Source organism: Streptomyces bungoensis, from assembly GCF_001514215.1.
Lineage (GTDB): Bacteria > Actinomycetota > Actinomycetes > Streptomycetales > Streptomycetaceae > Streptomyces > Streptomyces bungoensis.
The window spans coordinates 132,592-144,496 of the sequence record NZ_KQ948858.1 but is presented as its reverse complement, the minus strand read 5'-3'; the positions used below and the strand labels follow the sequence as shown (position 1 = coordinate 144,496).

At 73.3% G+C, this 11,905-nt stretch carries 10 protein-coding genes; 7 read left to right on the top strand and 3 right to left on the bottom strand.

The features are described from left to right. Positions 1-15 precede the first annotated feature (15 nt). From AQJ66_RS18365 to holA, 3 genes are read left to right on the top strand one after another with little or no spacing between them, the layout of a single operon-like run. Positions 16-879 carry an arylamine N-acetyltransferase family protein gene (locus AQJ66_RS18365; RefSeq protein ID WP_061922897.1) on the top strand — a complete coding sequence of 288 codons (864 nt, stop codon included), beginning with the start codon at positions 16-18 and terminating at the stop codon, positions 877-879. Positions 880-889: 10 nt separating this feature from the next. After that, on the top strand, positions 890-1,135 hold the full coding sequence (locus tag AQJ66_RS18360) for a hypothetical protein (RefSeq protein WP_061922894.1): 246 nt from the start codon (positions 890-892) through the stop codon (positions 1,133-1,135). Positions 1,136-1,187: 52 nt separating this feature from the next. Then, complete coding sequence (gene holA / locus AQJ66_RS18355) at positions 1,188-2,177, top strand: DNA polymerase III subunit delta (RefSeq protein WP_208611389.1); 990 nt, start codon at positions 1,188-1,190, stop codon at positions 2,175-2,177. A gap of 214 nt (positions 2,178-2,391) precedes the next feature. On the opposite strand, the gene rpsT is transcribed toward holA, so the two are convergent. After that, entirely contained in the window at positions 2,392-2,658 is a 267-nt protein-coding gene (gene rpsT / locus AQJ66_RS18350) for a 30S ribosomal protein S20 (RefSeq protein WP_061922887.1), read from the bottom strand. A 226-nt stretch (positions 2,659-2,884) separates the two neighbouring features. Between rpsT and lepA the strand changes: the two genes are divergently transcribed. The 4 genes from lepA (at position 2,885) to hemW (ending at position 10,228) form a co-directional block, all read left to right on the top strand. Beyond that, the gene (lepA, locus tag AQJ66_RS18345; RefSeq protein WP_061922884.1) at positions 2,885-4,759 is read left to right on the top strand and encodes a translation elongation factor 4; all 1,875 of its coding nucleotides are present in this window, start codon (positions 2,885-2,887) and stop codon (positions 4,757-4,759) included. Between the two features lie 257 nt (positions 4,760-5,016). Then, positions 5,017-6,891, top strand: coding sequence for an AMP-dependent synthetase/ligase (locus tag AQJ66_RS18340; protein WP_061922882.1), 1,875 nt, complete (start codon positions 5,017-5,019; stop codon positions 6,889-6,891). 238 nt (positions 6,892-7,129) lie between these two features. Next, a complete protein-coding gene (locus tag AQJ66_RS18335) occupies positions 7,130-8,953 on the top strand; it encodes a SpoIIE family protein phosphatase (protein ID WP_208611395.1) in 1,824 nt (607 codons plus the stop codon). A 42-nt stretch (positions 8,954-8,995) separates the two neighbouring features. Then, positions 8,996-10,228, top strand: coding sequence for a radical SAM family heme chaperone HemW (gene hemW, locus AQJ66_RS18330; RefSeq protein WP_061923313.1), 1,233 nt, complete (start codon positions 8,996-8,998; stop codon positions 10,226-10,228). A 9-nt stretch (positions 10,229-10,237) separates the two neighbouring features. Here hemW and AQJ66_RS18325 read toward each other — a convergent pair whose 3' ends face one another. Then, on the bottom strand, positions 10,238-11,107 hold the full coding sequence (locus AQJ66_RS18325) for a DUF3097 domain-containing protein (RefSeq protein WP_061922880.1): 870 nt from the start codon (positions 11,105-11,107) through the stop codon (positions 10,238-10,240). 34 nt (positions 11,108-11,141) lie between these two features. Beyond that, positions 11,142-11,864: an MBL fold metallo-hydrolase gene (locus AQJ66_RS18320; RefSeq protein WP_061922877.1), complete on the bottom strand. Its 723-nt coding sequence runs from the start codon at positions 11,862-11,864 to the stop codon at positions 11,142-11,144. Between the last annotated feature and the right edge of the window lie 41 nt (positions 11,865-11,905).

Here is an 11,905-nt window from a genome sequence, read left to right as displayed (position 1 = left end):
CGCCAGACTGGGCGCATGGACTCAGCACGGGCAGACGCCTACCTCCGCCGTATCGGGGCCACCCGGCCGCAGCACCCCACCAGTGGGGCACTGCGCGAGTTGCACCTGCGCCATCTGCGGACCGTCCCGTTCGAGAACCTGTCGGTCCACCTCGAAGAGCAGATCGTGCTGGAGGAGGAGCGGCTGCTGGCCAAGGTGGTCGACGCCCGGCGGGGCGGCTTCTGCTACGAACTCAACGGCGCCTTCGGGGCGTTGCTCGCCGCGCTCGGCTTCGACGTCGAGCTGCTCGCGGCGCGGGTGTACGGGGACGAGGGACGCCTCGGGATCCCGTACGACCACCTCGCGCTGCGGGTGCGGACGGCGGACGGCGGCGACTGGCTCGCCGACGTCGGGTTCGGGGCGCACAGCCACTTCCCGCTGGCGTTCGCGGACCGCGGGGAGCAGGCGGACCCCGGCGGGACGTTCCGGGTGGCCCAGGCCGGCCCGGACCCCGCGGGAGTGCTCGGCCCCGGCCCCGCCGGGGCGGCCGGCGGCGGTGGTCCGGCCGGGGCGGGGGACCTGGACGTCGTGCGCGACGGCCGGGCGCAGTACCGGCTGGAGACGCGGCCCCGGGCGCTGGGGGACTTCACGGCGGGCGCCTGGTGGCACAGCACCTCGCCGCGGTCCCACTTCACCCGGTCCCTGGTGTGCTCCCGGGTGACGAAGGACGGAGGACGGATCACCCTGAGCGGACGCGTGCTCACGACGACGGCCGCCGACGGGACGAAACACACGAAGGAGTGGGGAACCGACGAGGAGGTGCTGACGGTGTACCGGGAGCGGTTCGGGGTGCAGCTGACCGGTGTGCCCGCGGTCCGCGGCCCGGGCGGCGACGGCTGAGAATGGGTCCGTGAGCGATGTGAGACACGTGCTGGTCCTGCCCGACCGCGAGGCCGCCGAGGACGCCGCCGAGGCGCTCGCCGAGCGTTTCGGCACCGACGAGGAGCCCCGGCTGCTCCGCGACGCCCTGGCCGGCGAGGACGACGCCGAGGACGCGCAGTGGCTCGTCGTCCTGCGCGACGAGGACGGCCGCCTGGACCCCGCCGAACTGGACGCCTTCGCCGGGGAGTGGGACGGCTGGCGCGAGGAGCCGTGACGACGAGGGCGCGGCCGGTCCGCTGTCGGTGCCGCGTGGGATGCTGTGGACGATGGCAAAAAGGACTGCGAACGACGACCCTCTCGCCCCGGTGACCCTGGCCGTGGGCCAGGAGGACCTGCTGCTCGACCGTGCCGTGCGGGAGGTGGTGGCCGCCGCCAGGGCCGCCGACGCCGACACGGACGTACGGGACCTGACCCCGGACCAGGTGCAGCCCGGCACGCTCGCCGAGCTCACGAGTCCGTCGCTCTTCGCCGAGCGCAAGGTGGTGGTCGTGCGCAACGCGCAGGACCTCTCGGCCGACACGGTCAAGGACGTGAAGGCGTACCTCGGGGCGCCCGCGGAGGAGATCACCCTGGTGCTGCTGCACGCGGGCGGCGCCAAGGGCAAGGGGCTGCTGGACGCCGCGCGCAAGGCGGGCGCGCGGGAGGTGGCCTGCCCGAAGATGACCAAGCCGGCGGACCGGCTGGCGTTCGTGCGGGGGGAGTTCCGTGGGTTCGGCCGGTCGGCCACGCCCGAGGCCTGCCAGGCGCTGGTCGACGCGATCGGCAGCGACCTGCGCGAGCTGGCCTCGGCGGTGGCGCAGCTCGTCGCCGACGTCGAGGGGACGATCGACGAGGCCGTCGTCGGGCGGTACTACACCGGCCGGGCCGAGGCGTCGAGCTTCACGGTCGCCGACCGGGCGGTGGAGGGCCGGACGGCCGAGGCGCTGGAGGCCCTGCGCTGGTCGCTGGCCACCGGGGTGGCCCCGGTGATGATCACCAGCGCGCTGGCGCAGGGCGTCCGGGCGATCGGGAAGCTGTCGTCGGCGCGCGGTGGACGGCCCGCCGACCTGGCCCGTGAGCTGGGGATGCCGCCGTGGAAGATCGACCGGGTGCGGCAGCAGATGCGGGGCTGGACGCCGGACGGGGTGTCCGTGGCGCTGCGGGCGGTCGCCGAGGCCGACGCCGGGGTGAAGGGCGGGGGCGACGACCCCGAGTACGCGCTGGAGAAGGCGGTGGTGACCGTCGCACGCGCGGCCCGCTCCCGCGGGCGCGGGTAGGCGCCGGGCTCCGCCCCGGACCCGCTCCGGCCGGACAGCCGAGAACCCCGGCACCCGCCCTGGGGAAGGGAGGGTGACGGGGTTCTCGGTCAAGACGGGTGGACCCGTACCCGCGTGGCGAACGCAGGCCGCGTACGAGTCCGGAGTGCCGGGCGGGAGCGGATGAGAGAGGGCCCGCTCTGGGTCCGTCCGGCGGTCAGATCACAGAGGGGTTTCAGCCCTTGAGGGTCGCGACCTTGGAAGCGAGCGCCGACTTCTTGTTGGCGGCCTGGTTCTTGTGGATGACGCCCTTGGAGACGGCCTTGTCGAGCGCACGCGCGGCAGCGCGCTGCAGCTCGGTGGCCTTCTCGACGTCACCCGCGGCAGCGGCCTCGCGGGCCTTGCGGATCGCGGTCTTCAGGGAGGACTTGACGGCCTTGTTGCGCAGCCGGGCCTTCTCGTTGGTCTTGATCCGCTTGATCTGGGACTTGATGTTCGCCACGAAGGAGCCTTTTCAGGTTCAGGTGCGGGGCCGCTCGGGTCCCGTACCGGTGATCCAAAATTTCTCGGACGTGCCTCGCGCTGAGAGGGCATGAGGCACAGCCGCCTACAGTACCAGCGGCCCCGCGGGCGGCCCAAAACGGTCCCCGCTCGCTCCGCGTGGGACCATGGAGACTACGTATCGATCCGACCCGAGGCATAAGGCGCCTCAAGAGACAGGACCCTGCGTGCCCGCGACCCCTAACCATGTGCCCGAGCCGAGCCGTACCGCCCCGGCTCTGATCCGCAATTTCTGCATCATCGCGCACATCGACCACGGCAAGTCCACGCTCGCCGACCGGATGCTCCAGCTGACCGGTGTGGTCGAGCAGCGGCAGATGCGTGCTCAGTACCTCGACCGGATGGACATCGAGCGCGAGCGCGGCATCACGATCAAGTCCCAGGCGGTGCGTCTGCCCTGGGCCCCGACCGAGGGCCCCGACCAGGGCACGACCCACATCCTCAACATGATCGACACCCCCGGGCACGTCGACTTCACCTACGAGGTCTCGCGGTCGCTGGCCGCCTGCGAGGGGACGATCCTCCTCGTCGACGCCGCCCAGGGCATCGAGGCGCAGACCCTCGCCAACCTCTACCTGGCGATGGAGAACGACCTCACGATCATCCCCGTGCTGAACAAGATCGACCTGCCGGCCGCGCAGCCGGAGAAGTTCGCCGAGGAGCTGGCGAACCTGGTCGGCTGCGACCCGGCCGACGTCCTCAAGGTCTCCGCGAAGACCGGTCTCGGCGTCGACGCGCTGCTGAACAAGGTCGTCAAGGAGATCCCGGCGCCGGTCGGGGTCGCCGACGCCCCCGCCCGCGCGATGATCTTCGACTCGGTCTACGACTCCTACCGCGGTGTCGTGACGTACGTCCGTGTCATCGACGGCCAGCTCAACAAGCGCGAGCGCATCAGGATGATGTCGACGGGCGCCACGCACGAGCTGCTGGAGATCGGCACCAACTCGCCCGAGATGCTCCCCGCCGACGGCCTCGGCGTGGGTGAGGTGGGCTACCTGATCACCGGCGTGAAGGACGTCCGCCAGTCCAAGGTCGGTGACACCGTCACCAGTCAGGCCAAGGGCGCCACCGAGGCGCTCGGCGGTTACAAGGACCCGAAGCCGATGGTCTTCTCGGGCCTGTATCCGCTCGACGGCTCGGACTACCCCGAGCTGCGCGAGGCCCTGGACAAGCTGCAGCTCAACGACGCCGCGCTGGTCTACGAGCCGGAGACCTCCGCCGCCCTCGGCTTCGGTTTCCGCGTCGGCTTCCTCGGTCTGCTGCACCTGGACGTGATCCGCGAGCGCCTGGAGCGCGAGTTCGGGCTCGACCTGATCGCCACCGCCCCCAACGTGGTCTACCGCGTGCTCATGGAGGACGGCAGCGAGTACACGGTCACGAACCCGAGCGAGTTCCCCGAGGGCAAGATCAGCGAGGTGTACGAGCCGGTCGTGCGCGCCACCATCCTGGCGCCGACCGAGTTCATCGGCTCGATCATGGAGCTGTGCCAGACCCGGCGCGGCACCCTGCTCGGCATGGACTACCTCTCGGAGGACCGGGTCGAGATCCGCTACACGCTGCCGCTCGCGGAGATCGTCTTCGACTTCTTCGACCAGCTGAAGTCCAAGACCCGCGGCTACGCCTCGCTGGACTACGAGCCCACCGGCGAGCAGACCAGCTCCCTGGTGAAGGTCGACATCCTGCTGCACGGCGACAAGGTGGACGCGTTCTCCGCGATCACCCACCGGGACCAGGCGTACGCGTACGGCGTGCGGCTCGTCGCCAAGCTCAAGGAGCTGATCCCGCGGCAGGCCTTCGAGGTGCCGGTGCAGGCCGCCATCGGCTCGCGGGTCATCGCCCGCGAGACCATCCGCGCCATCCGCAAGGACGTCCTCGCCAAGTGCTACGGCGGCGACATCTCCCGTAAGCGGAAGCTGCTGGAGAAGCAGAAGGAAGGCAAGAAGCGGATGAAGATGGTGGGTTCCGTGGAGGTTCCGCAGGAGGCCTTCATCGCGGTCCTGTCCAGCGATGACAGCGCGGGGTCGGCCAAGAGCAAGAAGTAGCCGCCGGTAACCGCGGGTTACGTCGGCAAACCGGACCCAAAGGGGCCCGTCGTGCGAAAGTGCGGCGGGCCCCTACGCGTGCGTAGGGTCGCTGTGCGTGGAAAGTGACAGGCCGAGGCCCCTTACGCAGCGGCCGGTCGCGGCTTACCCTGATCCCTGCTCGATAGTTACTCGCGAGTTAAACAAGCACCCAGAACCCCACCGTGAGTTAACCCAGCCGCACTGTCAGCCGCACCGTCGCGGGCCCGGAGGATGTCGTGAGCGACACACAGACCCTGATCGAGAACCGTCCGCCGTCCGTCGCGGCCCTCTTCCTGGAGCGCGTCGCGGCCACACCGGACGCCGAGGCCTACCGCCACCCGGTGCCGCCGGCCTCGGGGCAGGGCCCCGACGACTGGAAGTCGCTGAGCTGGGGCGAGGCGGCCGAGCGCGTCTACGCCATCGCCGCCGGCCTCATCGAACTGGGCGTCCAGCCGGAGCAGCGCGTCGCTCTGGCCTGCTCCACCCGGGTGGAGTGGATCCTCGCCGACCTCGGCATCATGTGCGCGGGCGGCGCCACCACGACCGTCTATCCGCAGACCAACGCCGACGAGTCCGCGTTCATCCTCTCCGACTCCGAGAGCCGGGTGCTGATCGCCGAGGACGCCGGCCAGCTCGCCAAGGCACTGGAGAAGCGCGCCGAACTGCCCGCGCTGACCAAGGTCGTCGTCATCGACCCGGCCGGTGTCGAGACCGGCGACTGGGTGACCACCCTCACCGAGCTGGAGCAGCGGGGCGCCGCCTATCTGGAGAAGCACCCCGAGCTGATCAAGGAGCGGGTCGGCGCGATCACCCGGGACCAGCTCGCCACCCTCATCTACACCTCCGGCACCACCGGCCGCCCCAAGGGCGTGCGCCTGCCGCACGACAACTGGGCCTACATGGCGAAGGCGATCGCCGCGACCGGCCTGGTCACCGCGGACGACGTGCAGTACCTGTGGCTGCCGCTCGCGCACGTCTTCGGCAAGGTGCTCACCTCGGGCCAGATCGAGGTCGGCCACGTCACCGCCGTCGACGGCCGCGTCGACAAGATCATCGAGAACCTCCCGGTGGTGCGGCCGACGTACATGGCGGCCGTGCCGCGCATCTTCGAGAAGGTCTACAACGGCGTCGCCGCCAAGGCCCGGGAGGGCGGCGCGGCCAAGTACAAGATCTTCCAGTGGGCCGCCGAGGTCGCCCGCGAGTACGCCAAGGTGAGCCAGGACAACTTCCGGCGCACCGGCAGCCACGCCGTGCCCTTCGGCCTGGCCGCGAAGCACAAGGCCGCCGACGCCCTCGTCTACGGCAAGCTCCGCGAGGCGTTCGGCGGCCGGCTGCGCGCCTGCGTCTCCGGCGCCTCCGCGCTCGCCCCCGAGATCGGCTACTTCTTCGCCGGCGCCGGCATCCACATCCTGGAGGGCTACGGCCTCACCGAGTCCTCCGCGGCCTCCTTCGTCAACCCCGGCGAGGCCTACCGCACCGGCACGGTCGGCAAGCCGCTGCCCGGCACCGAGGTACGCATCGCCGACGACGGCGAGGTCCTGCTGCGCGGCCCCGGCATCATGGAGGGCTACCACCAGCAGCCCGAGAAGACCGCCGAGGTGCTGGAGTCCGACGGCTGGTTCCACACCGGCGACATCGGCGAACTCTCGCCCGACGGCTACCTGCGGATCACCGACCGCAAGAAGGACCTCATCAAGACCTCCGGCGGCAAGTACGTCGCCCCCGCCGAGGTCGAGGGCCAGTTCAAGGCGGTGTGCCCCTACGTCTCCAACATCCTGGTGCACGGCGCCGACCGGAACTACTGCACCGCGCTCATCGCCCTCGACGAGCCCTCGATCCTGCAGTGGGCCAAGGACAACGGCCTCGACGGCAGGTCGTACGCCGAGGTCGTGGCCGCGCCGCAGACCGTCGAGATGGTCGACGGGTACGTCCGGGAGCTCAACGAGGGCCTGCAGCGCTGGCAGACCATCAAGAAGTTCCGGCTGCTGCCGCGCGACCTCGACGTGGAGCACGGCGAGATCACGCCCAGCCTGAAGCTGAAGCGGCCGGTGGTGGAGCGCGAGTACAAGCACCTCATCGACGAGATGTACGCGGGGACCCGCGAGGCCTGACCCGGCCGGGCACGGCCGTCGGGGACTGCCACCGGATCCGGGTCCCGCCCGGGCCGGGCAGTCCCCGCACCCGCCCGCCCTTCGCGCCTCCCGCCCGCGCGGGGGCCGCTTGCGTCCGCCTCCGCCCGAAACTGTGCGTCTTCTGGCGCCGCCGTAGCACAGTTCCCCTTCATTGCTGCCCGCTTCGGTGACTCAGCGCTGATGTATCCGGGCTCTCTGTCACCCTGGCCGCATGGACATGGCGGCCATACCGACGCAGCGGGAGAACGAGGCCCACGCCGAACGGGCGCAGGGCCACGCCACCCTGCCCGGGAGCCCCTTCTCGCCGGGCTCCGCACGGGCCCTGGTGCGGGCCTGGCTGGCCGAGGGACCGCAGGTGCCCGCCCGGCTCGTGGACGACGCCACGGCGGTCGTCAGCGAGCTCGTCACCAACGCCGTGGTCCACGCCGGCACGGACGTGGAGGTCGACTGGCGCCTGGAGACGGCCGGCTCCTTCGTCGTGGAGGTGAGCGACCGCCACCCCGCGCGCGCCCCGCGGGACCCCGCGCCCGGCGAGGCGCCGTACGAGACCCCCGACCACGGACGCGGCCTGCGCCTGGTCGCCACCCTGGCCGAGTCCTGGGGCGTCACCTACCGCGCCGGCGGCAAGACGGTGTGGGCCCGGCTGCCCCCCGGCGGCACGGCGGACCCGGACCCGGACGGGCCCGGCCCGGAGCACACCCTGGAGACCGCCGAGGCGCTCGCCCCGCAGCCGCAGCGCCCCGGAGCCGACCGGGACTGGCTCGGCCGGGGCGCGCTGTCCTTCCTCGCCGAGGCCTCCGACCTGCTCGCCGGGCAGCTCGACGAGAACCTGGTCGCCGCCCTCACCGGCCAGCTCCTGGTGCCCCGGCTGGCCGACTGGTGCGCGATGTGGCTGGAGGACGAGGCGACCGCGCGCGGCGCCGACGCCGGCGCGCCGGCCCGGGTCTGGCACGTCAGCGAGGACCGCGTCGAGGAACTGGGCCGGGCCCTGGAGAAGGACCCGCCCCGCCCCCGGGACGGGCTGCGCTCCGGCCCGGTGCCCCATCCCTGGCCCGGCGACGCGCTCGGCCCGCAGGGCGCGGACGGCACGGCGCTGGCGTACCGGCTGATCGCGGGCGGCAGGCCGCTCGGCACGCTGGTCGTCGGGCGCTGCGGACCGGCCGGCTTCCCCGACGAGATCACCGGCCTGGTCGAGGACCTCGGCCGCCGGGTGGCGCTGGCCATCGGCGCGGCCCGCCAGTACGCCCGGCAGGCCACCATCAGCGCCGTCCTGCAGCGCGGCCTGCTGCCCGGCGCCGTCGCCGAGATCCCCGGGGTGAGCAGCGCCCTCGTCTACGAGCCCCGCGACCAGGGCGGCCCGAGCGGCGACTTCTACGACCTGTTCCCGGCCGGCGACGGCCGCTGGTGCTTCGCCGTCGGCGACGTCCAGGGCAAGGGCCCCGAGGCGGCGGTCGTGATCGGCCTCGCCCGGCCGTGGCTGCGCCTCCTCGCCCGCGAGGGATACCGGGTCGCCGACGTCCTCGACCGGCTCAACCAGCTCCTGCTGGACGACGCCACGGAGGCCGCGGACGCCGCCGCCCGCGCCCTGGTGGCCGGGCGGCCCCTGCTGCCCGGCGACGGCCCGCAGACCCGCTTCCTGTCCCTGCTCTACGGCGAGCTGGCCCCCCGCGAGGGCGGCGGCGTCCGCTGCACGCTCGCCTCCGCCGGGCACCCCCTGCCGCTGGTCCTCGGCCCCGACGGCGACGTCCGCACGGCCGCCCGGCCGCAGACCCTGCTCGGCGTCGTCGAGGACGAGACCTACACCAGCGAGACCATCGAGCTGCGCCCCGGCGACAGCCTGCTCTGCGTCACCGACGGGGTCACCGAGCGGCGCTCCGGCTCCCGCCAGTTCGACGACGGCGACGGGCTCGCCCGGGCCCTGTCCGGCTGCGCGGGCCTGAGCGCCGAACTGATCGCGGAGCGGATCCGCCGCCTCGTGCACGAGTTCGGCGGCGACCGGCCCGAGGACGACCTGGCGCTGCTGGTGCTCCAGGCCGAGTGACTCCGGGCCCGGTGACCCGGCCGGTGCTGGACAATGGAGGGCATGCCCTCCGCACTCCCCGACGGCGAGCCCGTCCCCGCCGACGGCGCGCTGCCCGCCTCCGCGCTCACCGGGGCCGCCGGCCGGCCCCTCGGCTTCTACCTGCACGTCCCGTACTGCGCGACCCGCTGCGGCTACTGCGACTTCAACACCTACACCGCGACCGAGCTGCGCGGCACGGGCGGAGTGCTCGCCTCCCGCGACAACTACGCGGACACCCTGACCGACGAGGTCCGCCTGGCCCGCAAGGTGCTCGGCGACGACCCGCGCGAGGTCCGCACGGTCTTCGTCGGGGGCGGCACGCCGACGCTGCTGGCCGCCGGCGACCTCGTCCGGATGCTGGCGGCGATCCGCGACGAGTTCGGCCTGGCACCGGACGCGGAGATCACCACGGAGGCGAACCCGGAGTCCGTCGACCCGGCGTACCTCGCCACCCTCCGGGAGGGCGGCTTCAACCGGATCTCCTTCGGGATGCAGAGCGCCAGGCGGCACGTGCTCCAGGTCCTGGACCGCACCCACACCCCCGGCCGCCCCGAGGCCTGCGTGGCGGAGGCGCGGTCGGCCGGGTTCGACCACGTCAACCTCGACCTGATCTACGGCACGCCGGGGGAGAGCGACGACGACTGGCGGGCCTCCCTGGACGCGGCGATCGGCGCCGGACCCGACCACGTCAGCGCCTACGCCCTGATCGTCGAGGAGGGCACCCAGCTCGCCCGCCGCATCCGCCGGGGCGAGGTCCCGATGACGGACGACGACGTCCACGCCGACCGCTACCTGATCGCCGAGGAGACGCTGTCGGCGGCGGGCTACGGCTGGTACGAGGTCTCCAACTGGGCCACCTCGCGGGCCGGGCGGTGCCTGCACAACGAGCTGTACTGGCGGGGCGCCGACTGGTGGGGCGCGGGACCCGGCGCGCACTCGCACGTGGGCGGGGTGCGCTGGTGGAACGTCAAGCACCCGGGGGCGTACGCGGCGGCCCTCGCCGCCGGCCGCTCCCCGGGCGCCGGACGCGAACTCCTCACCGGGGAGGACCGCCGGGTGGAGCGGATCCTGCTGGAGCTGCGGCTGCGGGAGGGGGTCCCGCTGTCGCTGCTGAAGGAGCAGGGCCTGGCGGCCTCCCGGCGCGCGCTGGCCGACGGGCTCCTCCAGGAGGAGCCGTACGCGGGGGGACACGCCGTGCTGACGCTGCGGGGGCGGCTGCTGGCGGACGCGGTGGTCAGGGACCTCGTCGACTGAGCGCGGGCCTCACGCGCCGCCCGGGCCGGCCGTGACGAAGTCGATCAGCTCCTCGACCCGGCCCAGCAGCTCCGGCTCCAGGTCCTTGTACGACCGCACCCGCGACAAGATGTGCTGCCAGGCCGCGCCCGTGTTCTCCGGCCAGCCCAGGGCCCGGCAGACGCCCGTCTTCCAGTCCTGCCCGCGCGGCACGGTGGGCCACGCCGGGATGCCCACGGAGGAGGGCTTCACCGCCTCCCAGACGTCGATGTACGGATGGCCGACCACCAGCGCGTGCTCGCTGGTCACCGACTCGGCGATGCGCCACTCCTTGGTGCCCGGCAGCAGGTGGTCCACCAGGACGCCGAGCCGGGCGTCGGGGCCCGGCCCGAACTCCGCCACGATCGACGGCAGGTCGTCCACGCCCTCCAGGTACTCGACCACCACGCCCTCGACGCGCAGGTCGTCGCCCCACACCTTCTCGACCAGCTCGGCGTCGTGCCGGCCCTCGACGTAGATGCGGCCGGCGCGGGCCACGCGCGCGCGGGCCTGCGGGACGGCCACCGAGCCGGAGGCCGTGCGGGCGGGCCGCACCGGGCCGGCGGACGGCCGGACCAGGGTGACGGTCCTGCCCTCCAGCAGGAAGCCGCCCGGCTGGAGCGGGAACACCCGGTGCTTGCCGTGGCGGTCCTCCAGCGTCACCGTGCCCGCCTCGCAGCCGATCACCGCGCCGCAGAACCCGCTGGCGGGCTCCTCCACCACCAGACCGGGCTCCGCCGGGACCTCGGGCACGGCCTTCGGCTTCTTCCAGGAAGGGGTCAGGTCGGCGGAGTACGCACGAGGGCGTGGGCCCGAAGGGCCCCCGTGGGAAGGGCGGTGGCGGGAGACGGGTGGGCGCATTCGAGTGACGATAGGAGAACCGCCGGGCGCTCGCTCACGACACGCCGAAACGCGCGGCCAGCTCGTCGCGCTGGCGCCGGACGAAGGCCGCGTCGACCACCGCTCCGTGACCGGGTACGTACAGCGCGTCCGCGCCGCCCAGCGCGAGCAGCCGGTCCAGGGCGTCCGGCCAGCGCGACGGTACGGCGTCCGGGCCCGCCTGGGGCGCGCCGGACTCCTCGACCAGGTCGCCGCAGAAGACCACCTCCGGGTCGCCGGGCACCAGGACCACCAGGTCGTGGGCCGTGTGGCCGGGCCCCACGTTGGCCAGCAGCGCCTGCCGGCCGCCCCCGAGGTCGAGGGTCCACTCGCCGGAGACCAGGTGGCGGGGCGGGACCAGGGCGTCGACGGCCTCGTCCGCATCGGCCACCGGCAGCCCGTTCCTGACCGCGTCCAGGCGCAGCTCCTCGCGCTCCTGGGCGAACACCGCGTCCATGCCCACCGCCGCGTACACCTGCGCCCCGGCGAACGCGGGCGCGCCGAGGACGTGGTCGAAATGGGGGTGGGTGAGCGCGAGATGGGTCACACGGCGGCCGGCGAGCCGCTGCGCCGCCTCCCGCACCCGGGCGCCCTCCGCGAGGCTCGAGCCGGCGTCCACCGCCAGGGCCGTGCCGTCCCCGACGACCAGCCCAGCGGTGCAGTCCCAGCCGGGCAGCCGGCACCGCCCCACCCCGGCGGCCAGCCGCTCCCACCCCAGCTCTTCCCAAGTCACCGTCATACCGCGACGCTAGCGGTAGCCGGGGCGGCGAGCGGGGACCG

Coding starts and splice junctions, on each gene's coding strand:
- AQJ66_RS18365 (WP_061922897.1), top strand. CDS start 16: ATGGACTCAGCACGGGCAGACGCCTACCTCCGCCGTATCGGGGCCACC.
- holA (WP_208611389.1), top strand. CDS start 1,188: ATGGCAAAAAGGACTGCGAACGACGACCCTCTCGCCCCGGTGACCCTG.
- AQJ66_RS18325 (WP_061922880.1), bottom strand. CDS start 11,107: ATGCGCCCACCCGTCTCCCGCCACCGCCCTTCCCACGGGGGCCCTTCG.
- AQJ66_RS18335 (WP_208611395.1), top strand. CDS start 7,130: ATGGCGGCCATACCGACGCAGCGGGAGAACGAGGCCCACGCCGAACGG.
- AQJ66_RS18320 (WP_061922877.1), bottom strand. CDS start 11,864: ATGACGGTGACTTGGGAAGAGCTGGGGTGGGAGCGGCTGGCCGCCGGG.
- hemW (WP_061923313.1), top strand. CDS start 8,996: ATGCCCTCCGCACTCCCCGACGGCGAGCCCGTCCCCGCCGACGGCGCG.